The sequence below is a fragment of the Burkholderia mayonis genome (assembly GCF_001523745.2).
Lineage (GTDB): Bacteria > Pseudomonadota > Gammaproteobacteria > Burkholderiales > Burkholderiaceae > Burkholderia > Burkholderia mayonis.
The window spans coordinates 2,427,610-2,445,996 of record NZ_CP013386.1 but is presented as its reverse complement, the minus strand read 5'-3'; the positions used below and the strand labels follow the sequence as shown (position 1 = coordinate 2,445,996).

The 18,387-nt window shown below is 59.1% G+C and carries 19 protein-coding genes; 8 read left to right on the top strand and 11 right to left on the bottom strand.

Features of this window, described 5'->3' with window-relative positions; translation table 11 throughout:
• Positions 1-11 precede the first annotated feature (11 nt).
• The 3 genes from WS70_RS11745 to WS70_RS31505 all read left to right on the top strand — a co-directional run bounded on the left by WS70_RS11745 (position 12) and on the right by WS70_RS31505 (position 3,642).
• Positions 12-440, top strand: a complete 429-nt coding sequence (locus tag WS70_RS11745) for a hypothetical protein (protein WP_082722382.1) — start codon at positions 12-14, stop codon at positions 438-440.
• Between the two features lie 567 nt (positions 441-1,007).
• The gene (locus tag WS70_RS11740; RefSeq protein WP_082722380.1) at positions 1,008-2,267 is read left to right on the top strand and encodes a YagK/YfjJ domain-containing protein; all 1,260 of its coding nucleotides are present in this window, start codon (positions 1,008-1,010) and stop codon (positions 2,265-2,267) included.
• A gap of 631 nt (positions 2,268-2,898) precedes the next feature.
• The gene (locus WS70_RS31505; RefSeq protein WP_159082890.1) at positions 2,899-3,642 is read left to right on the top strand and encodes a hypothetical protein; all 744 of its coding nucleotides are present in this window, start codon (positions 2,899-2,901) and stop codon (positions 3,640-3,642) included.
• On the opposite strand, the gene WS70_RS11735 is transcribed toward WS70_RS31505, so the two are convergent.
• The 4 genes from WS70_RS11735 to WS70_RS33820 form a co-directional block, all read right to left on the bottom strand.
• Positions 3,586-3,966, bottom strand: a complete 381-nt coding sequence (locus WS70_RS11735) for a hypothetical protein (RefSeq protein WP_059598010.1) — start codon at positions 3,964-3,966, stop codon at positions 3,586-3,588. The two genes, WS70_RS31505 and WS70_RS11735, sit on opposite strands and share 57 nt — an antisense overlap.
• A 68-nt stretch (positions 3,967-4,034) precedes the next feature.
• A complete protein-coding gene (locus tag WS70_RS11730; RefSeq protein WP_059598009.1) occupies positions 4,035-5,561 on the bottom strand; it encodes a hypothetical protein in 1,527 nt (508 codons plus the stop codon).
• 151 nt (positions 5,562-5,712) lie between these two features.
• Positions 5,713-6,579, bottom strand: a complete 867-nt coding sequence (locus tag WS70_RS11725) for a hypothetical protein (protein ID WP_051644145.1) — start codon at positions 6,577-6,579, stop codon at positions 5,713-5,715.
• 142 nt (positions 6,580-6,721) lie between these two features.
• Positions 6,722-6,814 (bottom strand): DUF4113 domain-containing protein, encoded by a 93-nt coding sequence (locus tag WS70_RS33820; RefSeq protein WP_418230137.1) that lies wholly within the window; start codon positions 6,812-6,814, stop codon positions 6,722-6,724.
• A 287-nt stretch (positions 6,815-7,101) separates the two neighbouring features.
• Here WS70_RS33820 and WS70_RS11715 point away from each other — a divergent pair, with 287 nt between their 5' ends.
• The 4 genes from WS70_RS11715 to WS70_RS11700 are packed head-to-tail and all read left to right on the top strand — an operon-like array spanning position 7,102 to position 11,574.
• A complete protein-coding gene (locus WS70_RS11715) occupies positions 7,102-8,829 on the top strand; it encodes an SIR2 family protein (RefSeq protein ID WP_082722381.1) in 1,728 nt (575 codons plus the stop codon).
• 2 nt (positions 8,830-8,831) lie between these two features.
• Positions 8,832-10,277 (top strand): argonaute/piwi family protein, encoded by a 1,446-nt coding sequence (locus WS70_RS11710; RefSeq protein ID WP_059598007.1) that lies wholly within the window; start codon positions 8,832-8,834, stop codon positions 10,275-10,277.
• Positions 10,278-10,282: 5 nt separating this feature from the next.
• On the top strand, positions 10,283-11,056 hold the full coding sequence (locus WS70_RS11705; RefSeq protein ID WP_059598006.1) for an abortive infection family protein: 774 nt from the start codon (positions 10,283-10,285) through the stop codon (positions 11,054-11,056).
• Positions 11,053-11,574 (top strand): hypothetical protein, encoded by a 522-nt coding sequence (locus WS70_RS11700; protein ID WP_059598005.1) that lies wholly within the window; start codon positions 11,053-11,055, stop codon positions 11,572-11,574. Before WS70_RS11705 ends, WS70_RS11700 begins: the two co-directional genes overlap by 4 nt.
• Positions 11,575-11,979: 405 nt before the next feature.
• On the opposite strand, the gene WS70_RS11695 is transcribed toward WS70_RS11700, so the two are convergent.
• From WS70_RS11695 to WS70_RS11675, 5 genes are all read right to left on the bottom strand, one after another.
• On the bottom strand, positions 11,980-12,693 hold the full coding sequence (locus WS70_RS11695; RefSeq protein WP_059598004.1) for a hypothetical protein: 714 nt from the start codon (positions 12,691-12,693) through the stop codon (positions 11,980-11,982).
• On the bottom strand, positions 12,690-13,532 hold the full coding sequence (locus tag WS70_RS11690; RefSeq protein WP_226382749.1) for an endonuclease NucS domain-containing protein: 843 nt from the start codon (positions 13,530-13,532) through the stop codon (positions 12,690-12,692). Before WS70_RS11690 ends, WS70_RS11695 begins: the two co-directional genes overlap by 4 nt.
• 388 nt (positions 13,533-13,920) lie before the next feature.
• On the bottom strand, positions 13,921-14,337 hold the full coding sequence (locus WS70_RS11685; protein ID WP_059598003.1) for a DUF2513 domain-containing protein: 417 nt from the start codon (positions 14,335-14,337) through the stop codon (positions 13,921-13,923).
• A 44-nt stretch (positions 14,338-14,381) separates the two neighbouring features.
• Positions 14,382-15,119, bottom strand: a complete 738-nt coding sequence (locus tag WS70_RS11680; protein WP_059598002.1) for a hypothetical protein — start codon at positions 15,117-15,119, stop codon at positions 14,382-14,384.
• A 294-nt stretch (positions 15,120-15,413) separates the two neighbouring features.
• Positions 15,414-16,607 (bottom strand): toxin-antitoxin system YwqK family antitoxin, encoded by a 1,194-nt coding sequence (locus tag WS70_RS11675; protein ID WP_059598001.1) that lies wholly within the window; start codon positions 16,605-16,607, stop codon positions 15,414-15,416.
• 129 nt (positions 16,608-16,736) lie between these two features.
• On the opposite strand from WS70_RS11675, the gene WS70_RS11670 reads away from it, so the two are divergent.
• Positions 16,737-17,084: a helix-turn-helix domain-containing protein gene (locus WS70_RS11670; protein WP_043224931.1), complete on the top strand. Its 348-nt coding sequence runs from the start codon at positions 16,737-16,739 to the stop codon at positions 17,082-17,084.
• A gap of 78 nt (positions 17,085-17,162) precedes the next feature.
• Here WS70_RS11670 and WS70_RS11665 read toward each other — a convergent pair whose 3' ends face one another.
• Entirely contained in the window at positions 17,163-17,954 is a 792-nt protein-coding gene (locus tag WS70_RS11665) for a methyltransferase domain-containing protein (RefSeq protein WP_108033938.1), read from the bottom strand.
• A gap of 9 nt (positions 17,955-17,963) precedes the next feature.
• Positions 17,964-18,362, bottom strand: a complete 399-nt coding sequence (locus WS70_RS11660) for a hypothetical protein (RefSeq protein WP_059597999.1) — start codon at positions 18,360-18,362, stop codon at positions 17,964-17,966.
• Positions 18,363-18,387 lie beyond the last annotated feature (25 nt).

Below are 18,387 nucleotides of genomic sequence, written 5' to 3'. Positions count from 1 at the left end.
TGGAAACTAAAATGAATACAAACGCAAAAACAGGTATCGTCAGCGAAACTGAAAGTTCAATGTCGGAAGCGCTGGCACGTTCACCGGACAACCGTAAGAATAGGGTAGTTGGTGAATTGAACATCGATGCGTTGAAGGCTAGTCTGGAAAGCTACGAACCTCCGAAGAGGTACACGACAATCGAGATCGTCCGTGAGCTATTTCCCCTGCTTGATGCGAAGCGGAAAGCCGGGGCATCGCCCGATCAGCTTGCCGATGTTCTACACGAGAACGGTTGCGAAATCACCGCGCAAACGCTCAAGACACTGATGTCGAAGATTCGGAAAGAAGCCTGCGTTGCGTACGCGACGTGTCCTTGCTGTAATTCGAAGGTGCCGGAGTCGATCATATCGGTTCGGCACGATAGTGCCACTGGCGGATCGTCGACGGTAGCGGCATAGGTGATGAGCGACGACAGCGGCTCACCGAACGACACATTGCCGATGTCGTCGCATTGACGAGGTGTTGTCATCGATTGAGATCTGACCAGAGATGCCAATAAATAGTCGGATAACGAAACAAGCACTCGATCGAACGGAAATGACGCGTTGTTGTAGACAAGACGAAAACACCAAGTTGACCACTTCACTATGTATGTGAACATCCGGCGTACGGAAGGTGATCTCGTACGAGAACTTCGATGTTGACTGAGTGAGATTGCTCTAGCAATTCCGGTTCTTTTCTTATACCTCATAGAGAAGTATCAAGGTATAGAAGTGTCGAGAAGTGTGGTGCGTCCCGTATCGAAAGAATGGCGAGATAGTAGTGAACAACGCTATCCGCAATGGAGCTCTATTCCCATGAGAAGGGCAAAGGTACAGTGCCTATCTCATTGCTCCCATGATGATCGGGAATGACGCATCGTGATGATGCCGCATGACATACGAGAGCGTGATGCCTAGTGATGTCGTTCAGTCTACTTCCGTTGCTTGGTCGAAGAATGTAAAAAAACACAAGAGGTAAATCAGATGGCGAAGCTGATAGAGCGACGCAGCGATGTGGAGGCTGCAGAACTGTTGCTCAATGCTGCAACCTACTCCGCGAAAGATCGTTGGAAAGAAGAACATTACGATGCAGTGGGTACTGTATCGCGAGAGGTGTCGCGTATTGCTAAATGCATGAAAGACGTCATCGATTCGCGAAGACCATTGTTCTCGATCAAGTTCGTGGAAAGTGCATTGCCGTGGCTTCCGGAAAGCGTCGAGGTGGTACCGAGTGGGACCGGAAAAACCTTCTTGGATTGCTTGAAGATTGAGTTGGAAAGTATCCTGTTGGAATATCCGATCGTACAGCAGCATCCGTACGTTGACCTATTCTTGAAGATTCTCTATCGCGATGAGCAATCGGACGCAACGCCGGGCGTGTATACCGTGTTCGATCTCCGTAACCGTATCGGCAATTTGTCGATCTTGAACGATGACGAGCGAAGGGCGGTGGTCGATGGACTGAACAATATTGTCGCGAAGATTCGAGAAGAAGGGCGCGGTGACGTGTTTCGCAAGCAGCTGAAGCGGTACTGGCGTCCTGCAGCAGAGAACTATCGGTCATTGATCGCCCTCGTCCGCGCGATACAGGCTCGGTATCACCACCTGTTAATCCTTCGGCTGGATCTGAGCTACATGAAGGTGCATAGGGCTTCAATCAGTTACACAGAGGCCCGTCGTCATCGAATCGCGTTTCGACGCTACGTGAAGCGTTGCAAGCGCCTGAAGGGGGCGTATTTAGGAGACGCCCTCAAACTAGAGTATGGGGTCGACATGGGGCTGCATTACCACGCGCTGGTGTTCGTTAATGGCGACAAACTGCATGGTGATGTAGACCTTGCACGAGCCTTGGGGGAGCACTGGAAGAGCAACATCACCGCGGGCCGAGGCAACTACTTCAACTGCAACAGTCAATCCTACGGGAAGCTGCGGGGAATTGGTTCGGTGCGGTATCACGACGAGCAAACGCGGCACAACCTCGAGACGCGTGTTGCGGCGTACATCACGAAGCCGGACTTCTACATCCGCTCGGTGAAGCGTGATGAAGATCATACGTTCTGGACGAGCCAGCCGCACAAGGACGAGCCGATAGGGCGAGGGCGCAGGCGCGGTAAGATCGATGCGCTGGCCGCATCGAGCAACAACCCGTTGCCGCTAGGGACAAGGTGCAAGCCACGATTGTCGGAACACAGCAGGGAGTTCGCGATGCACGCGCCGGGAACCTCCGTTGCTGTATCGGCATAGAGGCCGCCTTCAAATAGATGATGAAGTCTTGAAGCGTCAGCGGATTGCCTTCTGACGCCTCATCCACTTTCGAGACGCGTGCCCGCGCTCCAATGCCCCATCGATCCGGGGGAGATCCTTCTGCGTGGATACGACCGCTCTCAGGTGCGCAAGATTCTGGCCGAGGCGGAGTGGCATTTCACGCCGGATAACTTCGATTCCGCGTTGAGCCGGCTGCGCAAAAGGCGCGCGAACCGTACTAGTGAGCAAGGTAGCGCGGATGAATCAAACTCGCGCGCAACGACCGATTCGAGTGTGATAAGAAACGGTGAGCCACAGCCTACTGCTGATAGCTTTCTGGAACGGAAGGGTCCTGGCATGGGACATAGATGGAGATAAGCGAAGGCTCGCTGCATCACCTTGATCGTCGCCGATCGTGTCTATCCTGGACCGAGCGATTACCCCGAAATTGCTCAGCATCCTTGAGATCTACCCCTTGGGCCGGCGGTTGTACAGCCAGCCTGTTTTTTGTTCGATTGACAGTAAATCAGGGGGGTATATTAAGCAGGGTGCGGTAATCTGCTTAACGGTAGCGTCAGCCAGCATACAGTGTGATGCGCAAGATGCTTTCGTCTATATAACTCGATGAATTATGCACAATCTCGACAAGATTCTTGAGCATTTGGGGAAATGCAAGCCCTACGCGCAGCAGAATACCCCTGCCGCGCGGCGAGCAACATTTATTGGATGGGTGCTTTTCCTGATAAGTGCCGCGGCCATACTCGCTGTCAAACTAAGTGTAACGACTCTTCCACCCAGTGGCTCGGATCGATTCATCACAGACTCCGCCCGTATCGGGGTCGTGTTTGGCGCACTGTTACTCTTTCTCGCGTTCATTATCCAGATTGTCGTAGATATTCGAACAACGTTCCGTAATAGAGAGGGAGAGAATCAGAAGGCCGTTACCCAGCGACAACTTGAAGTCGACGAGAATAACGTGCTATTTTTGCTTGATCAGCCCGACAAGTCACTGGCTTATGCGCAGTGCTATCTCAAGCAAATGAATTCTCGATCTGGTGAATGGATCGCCCACCTGTTCGGAAACGCAGCGCCTCTTTTGCCACTCTCGGTCGTTCTGTTTGCTTTCTCTAGGGATCTTGGGGTGGTTCGTTGGCTTGAGAGAACATTGACGCAGGACCACCCGTCGAATCCGCTGGTACTGCGGTTGATCGTCTTTGCTATCGCCGTGGCGATTTTGATCTTTGTTTTTGCCTATGGTTTGGCTGCAGAGCAGCGGAGGAATAGCTACAGACTCGGATTGCTGGAGATGGCGATCACGCTAAAGAGCATGACGGACAAACCGCGTCGTGGTCGGTCGAGAGGCGGTGCTCGCTAACGCACTGCGTTCGATGCAACCGCTGCCGCGCGTGCGCTCCTCCTCGGTCAGGTCTCGGCAGTGCAGCTTGTGACGGGTGTGCAGGTACGCCTGCAACGCCGACGAGAGCATGCACAGGCATGCGTGGCCCAGCACGTCGATTGAATCGCTGGCCTCCTGCCATTCGAGCATGAACGCAGGTTCCAGGTCCTCCGAATATGGCGGCACAAAAGGCTCTTCCTTGTTCTCGATCTTGGTTCGACGATCGACGAAAGGCGCCGACGAACTGGCGTAAAGCTGCCGGATGAAATCCAGGCGGCGGTTCAGAAACCAGGCCACGTCCATGGCGCCGCACTGGGTGTGTTCGAAACGCTCCCGCCCGGCGCCTGGACGGCACCGGGCTCCGTGTCCGCTTACGCGGTTGCGCGCGCCTTCCTTTTCTTGACGTATTCGTCAACGAAGGCCTTGATGCCCTCGCTTCGTGGGAAAGCCTTCTTCGCCTCGGCGGGGGCAACGATGCCCGCGTCGAGGAGACTGGCCAGCCCATCCTTCCACCGTGTGAGGAGGTTGTCGTTCAGGAACTGTTCGACCTGCTCGAACGTGACCACGTTGTCCGTCGGCGAGCCGGTCGCCACGTACAAATCGGCGACCACCTTGTTCCCATCGTGGGACGGGAGGGGGGTGGTGGCTGCAATGGCGATGATGCGGGCCAGCAGGTCCGCCTCCATGTCCCTCCCGCCACCCGCGCGCATCGTGCTCATGAACACGTTCATAACGTCCGCGCCATACGTGCCGCAAATCAGCAGCGCGTCCTCGCTGTACTTCAACAACAGTTCGGGCTCGGTGTAGCTGGGGTGGTAGATCAGGCGGCGATAACCCTGGGCGTAGGCGCTTTCGATCGACGGCAAGAAGGGCAGTTGCTGGATCGCTTCCGGCACGTCCCAATCCTTCGATGGCGTCGAGCGGTGCCGCGCCATGATGCGGGCGGCCGGACCGGCGTGCTCGGTCAGCGCCAATGAGGCTGCCACGAGGTCCATCGCGGAATGTTCGGCGATGACGGCGGACCCGAACAGCAACAAACCATTCGTACGTTCAGCGAGCACATCACGCAGAGGTCCCATGAGCGGCGTCGGCAAAGCGTCGGCGGTTCCCGCCGGCGTGACCGGTTCTATCGTCGGCCATGCTCCGGAGAACGGCACGCGCGCTTGCAACTCGCCCTCGTCGGTGACGACGCCGATCAGCGCCGTTTCTTCGTCCACGTGCCCGTCCCGGCACGTGACCATGAGCCGTACGTCCTCGTGGAGCATCTCGGGTGTCGGGGAGTCGAGCAGCACCGCGACACGGTGCCCTGAGTCCAGCGCATACCTGCAAGCCGTTTCCAGACGGCTCGCGGTTTCGTCCCAGGATTGCTGGTCGAGTTCGAGAGGGCCGACCACCAGCAACGTGCCGCTGGGCACGCGATCCAGTCCGGACGACCAGAGGCCGTATTCACCCAGGTCGATGGCGCTGGGACAACCATTGCCGGCGCGTTCGGCGTAGAGCAGCGCGCCGTCGGTGGCGTCCTCGTACACCTCCAGCAGGGCGTCGATCGCCTTCTGGGCGGTCGCGATGTAGACGCCGGGAACGGGACCTGCCGGCCAGATCTGCGGGACCCTGCGGGCAACGACCGCGCCGGGCGGAGACAGGGCGACGAGCAACTCCTGGGGCGACATGTCGACCGCGTAGCGCTTCTTCAGGCGGAACGCCAGGCGACCGGTCGAGGTGGTATCCAACTCGGCGGCGGCGACGCGTTCGGGGAACGCCATCACCTCGGGCCAGTTACGAAGCCCGGGCAGCGCTGCAATCAGATCGAGCGCCTGGCCATGACCAAGGGAGGGGTGCGTGGGCTGCAAAAGGCCGCGGACGAGCCCGGCCAGCAGCTTCAACTGCTGCGTATTCATTGCTTTCTCCTGGGCGGCAAATCCGGTGCACGCTTTGCGGACCGCCCATCGAAAACAAGGACCATGGAATGGGGTAGGTGCGGCGACACATCGTCTTTGTCATGCCCCGAAGGGCGCGTGCGGCAGGCGACGACAGCCTACCACCACTATATCAGGAATACAGGGTCGTTCGGCACAACGTCAGATAGTCCTCGTACACCCGTGCAAACTGCGCTGCGAGTTTGTCGAGTTCGGCCGCATCGGCCAGGTCGTCAGCGTTCGGACGGTCCCGAAACTGTTCATGCACGACCCATATCCGATCGGCCGCCTTGCCGTACAGGGATGTGCGATCGCCCAGCTCCTCCGACAACGTGTCGCACGCGTTGTACAGTCCGCTAAACGCTTCACGCAGCGTCTCGTCGTAGAACGCGGTGGCGATCGTGCGCCAACCGTGCAGGAACGTGTGCAGGACGGTCACCGATTTGTACGGGAACGGGTGCCGAAAATCATGCTCGGCGAACTGCAAGACGGTCGTGTGGGGCAACGCCGCCTGCAGCTCGTCGAAGCGCGCCCGATCCTTGACCAGTCGTGCGTCGGGGCCACCCAACGCATCCAACCCGAAACCCCCGTAATGCTTGCGCAGCGCGTCTGGGCTGTTGCACAGCAGGTCTTGCAAATCAGCCCAGAACAGCACCTCGACGGTGAACTTCCGCTGTTCCTTGCGTTCGTCCGAGAGCAGCAGAACCTGGCGCTCGACGGGGCCATTCTTTTTCGCCGACGTGGCGATGCAGTAATGCTTGATCGCCGGCTCGAACGCTTCCGCTTTCTGGATCTCGTCGAGGATGATCTCCATCGTGATTCCGTCGGGCATGTTCTTGCACTGGTACGCGATGAAGCGGTCGTCCTTGTCCCGTCCGTAGACATCGACGCCAATCTGCTGTTGCCCAGCACGAGCGTGCAGGCGGAAATCTTTTGTGTCCCAGCGCAGATTCGCGCAGGTGCACACGATCTTTTCAAACGCTTGAAAACCTTCAGGCACGGGGAGGAATGTTTCGATTGGACTGGGCATGGCAGCAGACGGCAGTGGGCAAGGCGTGAGTTTATCGTGCGGAGAACGGGCTTGTTCGCCGCGCTGTGGGCACTCGCTCCCACTCGGTGGTTTAGCTCGGGGTCTTCGCGTTCTAGCTCATATGCCAGGCCTCGCGACCCTCGACGTTCCGCACCCGCAGGGCCCTACGTCCGAAGCGGTCGTTTACGGCATCCAGCGCGGCCATCTGGCGCTCCCGACGTGGAGCCGGGGGCTTTTGATTACAATCGTTCGACACAGGGTGAGGCTGGCGACACCGCTTGGCAGCCTCGCAATGCGTGGCGTAGCGTGAGGGCGGGAGTATCCCGGGCGCTGCGGTGGCGCCCAAAACGACAATAGACGGGAGCGATTTTGAGCATTCAAACGGTTTCGGGGTCGCAGTTCGCCAGAATGTTTTGCCTTCGCCCAACGCAATATGCATGGTTTTTGGGGGCGGGTGCCTCGGCCGCTGCCGGAATACCCACCGGCTACGCGATGATCACCGACTTCAAAAAACGGATCTTTTGCGAGCTGTCCGGGGCCAAGCTCAAGGAGGTTGATACTGACGATCCGCTTTGGATTCAGCGCATCGACGCGTTCCTTGCGTCACGATCGGTCCTCCCTCCGCCGAACGATCCAACGGAGTACGCCGCGGCATTTGAGGCGGTCTACCCGACACCGCAGGACCGGCGAAACTACATCAGCCTGGCGGTGCAAAAGGGCACGCCATCCTACGCGCACCGGGTGCTTGCAGGGTTGATCACCACCGGTCGTGTCCCTTGCGTGTTCACGACCAACTTCGACAGCTTGGTGGAAACTGCGGCGACGGTGACCGACCAGCTCGTGGCTCCCGACGAGCGGGCTAACCTGTCGGTGTCCGGGATCGACAACGCGGAACGTGCGATGCACGCCCTGGGCGAGAGCCGCGCGCTCTTGGCGAAGATCCACGGCGACTATCAGTCGGTCAGCCTGAAGAACACCACCGACGAACTGCGTGAGCAGGATGCGCAAATGCGTACGGTCCTGACAACTGCTTGCGGGCGGTATGGCTTGGTCGTGATCGGCTACAGCGGGCGCGACGCTTCCGTGATGAGTGCGCTGAACGATGCCCTGGCCCAGCCCACGCCGTACCCTGCGGGGATCCATTGGGTAGCCCGATCAGCCGAGGGGTTGTTGCCTGACGTCCAGGCCTTTCTCGAGGCTGCGGCGGCCCAAGGCGTGCGGGTCACGATCGTCGAGTGCCAGACGTTCGACGAGTTGGCGGCAGACATTGCCGATGGTTCGACATGGCCGCAGCAGCTCGACGCCCACATCCGGTCGTTCGCTCCGCCCAGCGTGGTTAGACCAGTACCATTGCCAACCAAGGAGCACAACGCTTTCCCCATTCTTCGTTGCTCGGCCATCCCAGTGCTGGAGATGCCGAGGGTGGCGAGGCGCATCACGCTGGAGCGGAGCGTGACCACGCCGGATGCTCGTCAGATGCTGAGGGACGCCGACGTATGGGCGATCGTCGCCAGCAGAGGAAAAGAAATAGCCGCGTTCGGGAATGACGAAGAATTGGCTCGTGCCTTCGGACCAGCGGGCGGGCGGCTCGACGGTACGGTCAACCTGGCACCCGCCGACGATAGTTGGGCGCTCGGACTGCTATACGACGCTTTGACGCGAGCCGTCTGCCGAAATCGTCCGCTGAGGGTGCGCTGGCGGCGCAGTGGTCATGCGGTGATGGTACGAGGCGACTCGGACAAGGAAACGCCGCAAGCGCGCGAAACGCGGTTGGCCCGGCAGGCTAGACTGCGAAACGCGTATTCGAGCGCGCTATACGGGAAGACGCCTCAGGGGTACCCCTTCCAGGAAGGGGTAGAGCTTCACCTGGAGCAGGCTGCCGATCGCTGGTGGTTGACGTTCGAGCCGGCCACCTTCGTCGACGTCCCTTATCCCGATCCCACGCAAGATCGCCCAGACACCGAAACGAGCCTTGACCGTCCGCGCTTCGTCGACCCCACCATCGACTGGCGGCGGGAGCGATGGGCTCAACGCTACAACCACGTTTGGTCGGCCATCATCGACGCGTGGGCCGATACGCTGGCTGGCGATGGGAACTGCGTTCTGCTGACGACGGGCGTTTCCCTGGACAAGGGAATCGACGCTGTGTTCAAGGTTTCGCCCATCACGGCGTGGAGCCGTCCGAGCCATGAGCATGCGTACTTCCAAAGGAACCAGTAACGATGGACTACAACCTTTCGAAGGCGCCATCGTTTTCCTTGCTGGACGAGCCGGCCCTCACGTTTAACAGCGAAGACACAGACCTCGACGAGAACCCGCTGCGCGGCCTTTTGCGTTTCGGTGCCTACAACGGCAAGACGTTCGAGGGGTACACGCCAAAGCTTCGCGTCGCGACGATCGCCCCTGCGTCAGGGTGGCCGAAGCTCCGAGGGCTGGTGGATACCATCCGATCGGGCCACGAAGCGAGCGACCGGCGCAACTACGTGCCATCGTTCCCCGGATTTGAAAACCTCTTTCGCGTTCCGCTCGTTGCGGGGCCGAAGGACGTGCACATTAAGTGGCCCGACGATCTCATGGCCCTGGCGCGTACTGGGGCGCCCCATGAGCGGTTGTTTTCGGCGATGTCGGGAGCCATGGCGCGCCTGGATGCGTTGCACGACCAGTTTGATGTCGTTTTGGTGCATCTCCCCGATGCGTGGGCTACGGCATTTACGGCCAACGGATTCGACGCGCACGACGCGTTGAAGGCCCTTGGTGCCCGGTACGCCATCCCAACACAGGTCATCAACGATCGTGTTTTCACATTCCGGCTCAAGGCGTCGTTGGCCTGGCGCCTCGCCATCGCGCTCTTCACCAAGGCGGGTGGCATTCCTTGGAAGCTCGCGCCGCTGGCCGGTGTGCCAGAAGACACGGCCTATATTGGTCTCGCCTACGCATTGCGCGGCGACCCCAAGTCCGCGCAGTTCGTCACATGCTGCTCGCAGGTTTTCGATGCGGACGGGGGCGGCATGCAGTTCGTCGCTTTCGAGGCCAAGGAGCAGGTGGCGGATCCGCGCGAAGCCAGGCGTAACCCATTTCTCAGCCGAAGCGACATGCGGGCGGTCATGGCACGTAGCCTGAGCCTCTACCTTGGGCGTAATGGTGGACGGCTGCCGCGACGTCTCGTTGTCCACAAAACGACGTCGTTCAAGGACGAAGAACTGCAAGGCGTCTTCGACGGCCTGTCGACGGTTCCAGAGGTGGAGTGCATCGAGATCGGAAGCAGCGCCACCTGGCGTGGCGTGTGGTTGAAGCAGGGGAAGAAGGGCGGACCCAGAAGTGTGCCTGATCGAGCGCCGGTGCCACGGGGAACTGTCCTCACGCGAACGGACCGGTCGGCGCTGTTGTGGGCGTCGGGCAATGCCCCGTCAGCAGCGCTCAGCGGTGCCTTGTTTTTCCAGGGAAGTAAGAGCATCCCGCGCCCGCTCAACATCATCCGGCACGCGGGCAGCGGTCCGCTGGAAGTGGCTGCGTTGGAAACCCTCGCGCTGACCAAAATGGACTGGAACAACGACGCGTTGTACGACCCGGTTCCGGTGACCATTCGCTATTCTCAACGGCTCGCGCGGACCATCGCCAACGTGCCAGACCTTCCGGGGCATGCGTATCCCTATCGCCTCTTCATGTGACTGCTATGTCGAGCCTGACCTCACGCGATCGTCGCTGCTTAGAACCGTTCCTCGACATGGGCAGCGGGTTCGTGCTCAACTTCTCCGACCGAACGATGGGTGAGTTTTTCCAGGAGCAGGTTGGCGTCAACATCTACGACGAGAAGTACCAGTTCAAAGGCACGTCCAAGGCTAAGCGGATGCGCGCATTCTGGGAACTGGAGTCCGACCACCTAGTGGCTCGGGCGCTCGCCGCGCTGATCGAATGGGGTGAGGCGTTCCGATGCTTGCCGGACGACCCGCAACTGCGCGCTGCCGTCGAAGCGATTGTTGACCGGCTGAAACTCAGCAGTCTGGTCCCCGAGGCCGATGCCTTTACGGCGAGCGTCAACGCGTTGGATTTCGCCGCTGCGGCGAAGCACATTCGGGCCGCGATCGAGGCGAACGAGCCTGCGACGGCTTTGGACCGCGTGCACGTCTTCATGATGAAGTTCTTGCGCACGCTCTGCGAGCGGCGCGGCATTGCCGTTACGCGCGAGAAACCGTTGCACAGCCTGATGGGTGAGTACGTGAAGCACCTGCGCGGCGCCGGCCACATCGAAAGCGAAATGACCGAACGAATCCTCAAGACCAGCATATCCAACCTGGAAGCGATGAACGCCGTGCGCAACGACCAAAGCCTGGCCCACGACAACCCCATGCTGAATCACGACGAGGCCGTACTGATCGTCAGCCACATCGGTGGCCTTGTCCGTTTTCTCAAAACCATCGAAGCGAAGATCCAGGCTAACCAGTCATGACCACCCAGAAGACATCCAAACGCGGCGAGTTCAACCCCAACTGGCCCGTGCCCGATGAATACCTGCTCGAACTCGGGCGCATGGTGAGCGTGTGGGGCTCCCTCGAGTCGACGGCTGCAATCGCAATCTCGAAACTGGCCGGCTATGAGTCTCCGACCGACATCCGCGCGTTGGCGATGGTAGCGCACAGCAACTTCCAGCAGCGGGTGGACATCGTAAGCTCCCTGTGCGGACAGCTCGTGGATCAGGTACCTCACTTAAAGGGCTACGAGATCGTCATCAAGAAAGTTCGGGCGGCCCAGGCGGGGCGCAACAAATACGCGCACAACGCGCTTTCTCTGGACGACGATGGCCAAGTTCACATCGCATACATGTCGGCTAGGGGCACCTTCAAGACCAACGTTGAGATCGTGCGGGTCGCCGATATTAGGGAGGTCACAGCGAAGATCCACGAAGCGGTGGTGGCGTTGCATGGGTTGATCACCAATACCGCAGCCAAACCCATGTGGGAGCGCTGAGCACCGGGCGACCACCCCAGTTTCGGGTGAATATCAAAAGCTTAGCCTTCCGTCAGGCGTGCGTGGTGCCGTGAGCGATTGTAGAGTAGTGGTTCCCCACGCTGGACACTGCGGTTCTGCCGAGATGTGGCGAGGATGCGTCCAACGAAACGAGAGGCGCATTGCGAGCCATCTGTCGCATGAGTAAATGCACCTTCTTTAAGCAGAAACACCATCTCACGGGGGGCGCGCCGAAGAGTATCCGCGCTGGAGTGCCGCCTACGGGCTAGTGACGCTGGCGGCGGTGCGAGGCCGGAAGAAACGGGGTTGCGGCGATTGATGCGAATCGCTCTTGAAACGATGATCATGCATCGCAACCAGGTGGAGCGGAAGGTGGGCCAGCAACTGCGGCAGCTTGGTAACTGGTCATAGGCGTTTGCGCAGACGGAATGTTTGGAGGCGGCGCGTCCACCAGGTCCGCTCGGGGTACGGGTCCGGCAGGTTGCGGAAGCGGCTGGTGCCACGGCTCTCAGAGGCGTCCAGGAACGTCCTGAGTCCGACATTGCCCTTGCGCGGGTCCGTCTCCTCGAAGATTCGATCGAAATCCGCGCGCTCGATCGGGTCCTGGCGATGCTTGGGCCACTTCGCGAACGCGTGGACGATTACGGCAGAATGCGGCTCGATGCCGTCGCGGCGCTGTGCCCGTGGTGCGATTACTTCCCGGTAGTAGGTCGGTTGGTGGTACGCGTCACCTTGGAGCGCGAGGTAGAAGAGGCAGCGCCAATGTTCCTCGTGGTCGTCGGCGATCCGGCGGTGGACATTCACACCGATCTCGCGCTTTAGTGCCTTGTAGGTTTCCAGGTTGCGCGCGGCGGTCAGCCAGTTCAACCGGTCAGCCGGGACAGGAGCGGTCTGGGCCCCGTCAACGGTCAGGGCGTTGTATGCGCGTTCGAGCGCACGCACGGCTTGGTCGAGCAGCGCCGCGCTTTTCTGGTAGCGCAACGGGCGGGTGATAGCGAAGACCGAGATGAGCACGGTCACCACCGACACGGAGCCGGCCAGTAAGCGCAGCTCGCCTTCGTTGAGGTGCCCGACGAACGATACCGCCGCAGTCGAGGCGTGCGACAACCACGCGATCATGCCCGATCTCCCGGCGCCGGCACGTTCAGCGCCACCGGCGCCAGCTCGACACTCAGGCGGTATTCCATGAGTTGCACGCGCGGCGCGACCTTGCCGGCGTATTTGAGCTTGTCGCTGATCGAGTTCGCCACGATCACCCCGGACACATTCTTGCCCTCGGCCACGTGGTGCTCGATCCACCCCATGTAACGCTGCACCTGGCCCAACGCCGCATCGGGGCTCCGGCCCAGTTTCAACTCGAAGACCACGAAGTTTCCGTCACGATCTCGGAATACCAGATCCGCGGGGCCGCAGTCGGTCTGGTACTCCACGCCGTCCCTTCCGTCAGTGTCAACGAATAAGCTGAGGGGGCCGTGTGTCGTGGTGCTGGGAGGGTTGTGCGCCAGGTAGTCACGCAGGTGGCTTTCGAGCGCGAATGCACCGCCGCCGAATCCGTCGCCCAACGGTTCCGCCGCGTCTATGTCCTGCGGGGCCATCACCTCCTCGTTGGTTTCGTCCACGCGACGCACCGCTAGGCGGTTCGACGTTGGCAACGTCTGCTCGATCGACCACATGCCGTGCTTGTCCGGGTCGTACCACGTGACCTTGCCGCGGTTGGTGGCAAAGAGGAAGTCATATGGACCGTTCGCCAGGCGGGGCTTCTTGTTCTCCGGATAGTTGACCCGGCCGACCCGGTTGACCGTGCAAATGGCTATCTGGCAGGCGATGGTAGCCTCGTTTAGATCCGGATACGCACGTAACAGGAGCTGCTTGATTTCCGCGTTGGTTGTCTCGCGGCCCAGTGGGGCCACGGCATCCCGGATGAGTTGCCAGATCGGCGGACGGTTGGTGGTGCTCACGGCTCAGGTTCCTCGTGTTGGTATGGTCGGTGGGCGACATACCCAAGCAGAACACGATTGAACCATGGTGCGACGAGCCGGCGCCAGAGGAAAAGTGTTGACCTGTCTGCGATCGCCAACTCGGTTGCAACGACCGGGTTTCAGCCGATGCGCGAGTGTGGCTGCTAGAAGAGCCGGTGCAGCGGAAAAAAATCAGGCTTGGCTCTTCGACCAACGATCCTTGACTTGCCGTTCTGGAATTTGTCTGCGCCGTTCGTAGCGGTCGGCGGTTCGATGGTAGAGTTGCCTCGCGCGAGGTCGGAAGCAGGAACGGGACCGTGGCAGTCAATTCGTCGAACGTTCTATCGACTCGGGCCGGCCAGCCTAATCTCGATCTTGATCTGACATGTTATGTCCCGATGATCTGCTTGAGAGCCCAGCCTGCGAGCATCTTGACGGTATCAAACGTCAATTCGATACCTTTCGTTTGGGCTGTCGCTTTGATCTTTTCCCAGACAGGTTGAGAACGCATCGTGTCGAGCAGATCGTGACCGGCCATCGTCAGGCGCGGCGAGAATCGACTCACCATGAAATGGCCATTCAGGCCCCGCGTTACCTTGAGTCCGTCAACGTAGCCGTTATCGATCAACAGTTCGAGGTGCCCTAGAATTCGTGATTCAGCAGCACGGTACTGTGCGTCTTGATGAGCGAATTCTTGTTCCGATTGATCCGTCCATTTTGGTTTGGCAGGAATGTCGGCGAGTACGTCGTGCTCTTCTTCAATGTCGATAAGCTGCTTGCGCAGCAGATCCCAGTCGCGTTTCAAGGTTCTCTCCCGAGATCGTGAGTAGGGCGATGGCTAGAATGCTGTTATTGCGCATTGGTCGATAACGCTTGGGGAGTTGCTTGCTCCACATTGTCGTCTTGATTGCTCTTCGACACACGGCGCCTTCGCGGTTTTGGCACGGAGTCAGTGAGCGACGAGCTTGGGCCAGATTGTTTAGTGTATGGCAGCGGATAGATTGTATCCGCCTTGAGCAATCTGCCGGCTGCGTCAGCTCGTAAGGCAACGAAAATCAGAAATGGCACCGCGATCAGGTCGAGCGTAAACATTGCAGCAACCGCGAAAGGGTCGATGAGTTTGCAGATAACGCCGAACAAGGCCAATCCAACATAGGGGAAAATGATCATCAACATCGTAATCTGAAAGATGCGTTGGAACGATAGCCTAGGATTTGGGCGTGCATCCTCAAAGCATTGCTCGTCCGCCCGGAATTTTATGATGGGGCCTGCCTGCTTGATGGTGCGAAGGACCGTCAGTGGGCAATCGCGCATGAGGGCAAATCGAATAGCATCGCCTGATAGCTCAACACCGAGCATATCCTTTGTCGCTAGCTGCAATGCACCAGAGGAGGCCGTATGCCCGCCGTTCTTCCGGTTCATGATGTCGTATAACCGTTTGGTGCGGCCTTGCGCTAACCTTAGACTACCATGTCGGAGTTTGAGCCACGTCACGGCCCCGAGAATTGGGGCAGTGAAAAAAGAGAAAGTTCCAATTGTTGCGATGCGGCTTTGTTGGACGAAGTCTACGATCGAGTTGATGTCCATGCATACTCCCAAACAATCTGCTATAGAAGAGTATGGCAGATTGCGGGCGTGACTTGCTGGATTGGCGGATCTTGTTTGTGCTCCGTTGTTGGAGCTGAGATCGAATAGGTGTCGTTCCGGCGACAGAATTCGCGCGTACATACGTTCATGTTGGCGGTCGCTTGCAGTAATGAAGGCGGTGACTGATGATGCGACACACGTTGTGATCGCTAACGAGAAAAAAAGAAAACGGCAGGGTGGCAAGGGATGCGCCCAAAGCGCATCCCCAACCCAATATGCCCATTGCTGACGACTTTACGACGGGCGCTTGCCGTCTTTACACCACGATCGCCATTCGCCGAGTTGGTCTGCCGTTACGATTGCGTCGTCGCCGTTCTCACGGTGAAAGGCCGCCGTCCAGATCGATACGCAGATCTCGTCGTCCGACGAGCTAGTCGTCGCTGCCGACTCAGATCGTCGTGTCGAGCTCGCGCTGCCTCTGGATTCTTCCTTGCATTCAGCTTCCCACCGGTTTCGTTGTTCGCTATTGACGTTTTCGCGAAGGTCGCCTGAGCGATAGAAAGCGGTGTATCGCCGATCAAGACATGCGGTGACAGCGGGAGCCGGCAGCGATTCTTGTCCGTTCTGATAATCCTTCTCGTAGACAAGCTTGCCGTCAGCATTCCAGCGTTTGACGGTGCCGTTCAACAGCCCATTTGTGTACTCCGCACGACCGGTAAGTTTCCCAGTCATCGGATCGTAGGTTTCCTCGGTACCTTCGGGTTTGCCGTTGACGAATATTGCTCGGTAGGTGATCTGTTTGCCGTCCGCCGCATAGCGCGTGAAAGGGCCATTGACCTGTCCGTTGACATACGTCGCAATCAAGATGCGGTTTCCGGTGTTTTCGTCGAACCCTTCTTCTTGACCTTCGGGAGCGCCCTTGGTCCAGTTCGAGGCGTGAACCAGTCGATGCGTGGTCGGGCTGTAGATTTCCTGTCGCCCGTCCGGTTCGCCGTCCCTGAACGCGATGGTGGCGAGCTTTTGACTCACACCGTCTGGTGTGTAAATGGTCAACTGGCCGTCGGGGCGTCCCCCCTTGAATGCCATTTCAAGCCGAACATTGTCTGTGTTCGGCGCTTTGCAGACGGCGTTACCGTCCAGAATCCCGTTGTCAACGTGCGTATCGCAGTAGACCGGAACCGGTATGCGCAGATCGGTCGGGAAGTAGTCGATGCCGACCGACCGAACGTAGTCATACGTGAGCGCGGGCAAGACGCGCTCAATGCTCGCGACGACTTTGCGGAAGCCCGATTGAGACTCCAGGACGATCCCGCTCGGCACGTTAGTAAGCGTCCCGGAGAACGGTTTGTTCGCGTCCCCAGCATAGACCTTGCCGTTGACGATTTGAGCATTGCGATAGTCGAGTACGTCACCTTTGCAGCCGGCCAACGCGAGGGCCGCAACGAGGCTAGAAAGAATCAGCGGGTAGCGGCAGTTCGGTACTTTCATGTGAATGGTCCTGTTCTTATGTGGAAGTGGAATCAGTTGAATATCAACTCAAAGAGATGAATCTCAACCCTGTAAGTCCTTCATGTCAAGAAGTCGATGCCCAACCATCTAGGTGGAATGGGAGCGGACATGCGGGATACGGAAGAAACGCGGCTCGCCCGGCGGGTCGGCAAGGCGATTGCTCGGCGTCGGGAGGAGAGCCAACTGACGCAGGAGGACGTAGCTGAGCAGCTCGGGGTCGGGAATGAAGCGATTTCGCGCATTGAGCGCGGCATCGTCATGCCGACGGTTGCTCGTTTGGTCCAACTGGCTAAGGTGTTTCAGTGCAATGTCGCCGACCTGTTGACGGAAGCCAGCCATCGGCCCGACGATCAGGCTCGGCATCTCAGCCAGTTGCTTACGAAGCTGAACCCGCAAGATCGAGAAACCTTGGTATCGATCGTCGAAACGCTCGCAGCTCGACTGGCACACAAATAAAAAAACCGACCGGAGAACCGGCCGGCGAAACGGTTCTGGCGATCCGAGGGTGATGTTTGCCAGAACCCAGGCACCGAACTACGACGTCTTTTCGGCCAACACGGTCAGGTGCGTCCGGTTCGAGATGCAGTGAGCGGACAGGACCTTGAAGCCCTGGTCCGTCATGAATCGCCTCATGGCCATCACGGAGAAGTACCAGAGGTGGCCGGGCGGGCCGAAGTGCTTCCAGTTCTGCCCGCGGCGGACAGCGGAGAAATGCGTGACGCACGGCACGACGAAGTACACGCGGCCAGCAGGCGCAAGCACGCGCCGTACTTCGGACATGAACTCGCCCAGATGCTGAACATGTTCGAGTACATGGAAACCGACGATGAACTCGAATCGGTTGTCCGGATAGTGCTGGTCGAACAGGCTGCCTTGCGCCACATCAATTCCGTTTGCGCTCATGTAGGCCATCGGCCCGGTCGCATAGTCGATGCCTCGCAGCTCGAATCGCCGCGTCTGCTTGAGCGCCATCAATAGGTGCCCTTCGCCATATCCGATCTCCAGCAGCTTGCGCCGACCCGCTGCGCACCGAACAAGGTTGCGGGCATGCCACCAGTTCTCAACCGATTTCGAGAAGCGCTTCGATAGCCGCTTCCGGGAGACCGGCACGAATTCGTTGACATCGCCGTAGTAGCCGGAATAGAACGCGGCGAGCGTCGCATCTGACGGTACGTTACGGACGTAGACGAACCGGCATTCCGGGCAGCGATCGATGTAGTAACCGTCCCGCTCGAAATACGGCATCGGCAGACTGCCACATACAGGGCAAGCCAGATTGAGGTAAGCATCCCCGCGGTGATGAACGTCTTTGGTCGTTTGCAACATCGTTTTTCCTTATAAGGGGCGGCTGAGGTCGTTGTCGGTCACCCGCGATGGAGCGGGAGTGCTCTGCTGCGCCTCGACAGGCGGTTCTGTATGCAGGACCGCAGCGCACGCTCGGTAAATCACCGGACCGACCACGCCGACGTTTGCGAGAGCGATTAGCCGCTCCCGACGGACTTGATCGGGAACGGTCCGGTCGCCGACGAGTAACCAAACCGCATCAATCAACGCTTGCCGTGCTGCGCTCCGCCGGCTCAGATAGATCGCCCCCGCAATGGGACCCAGACATACGGACGCAACGCCCCATGCAATCGGTGGCAAGCCGACGCGGCGGGCGCCGAGCCGGCGCATGTCGAAGACGACGGCCAGTGCAGTGACGACGCCGCCTCCCAGCCAAATCAGTTGAAACATGTAAGCCTCCCGAATATACCGTATA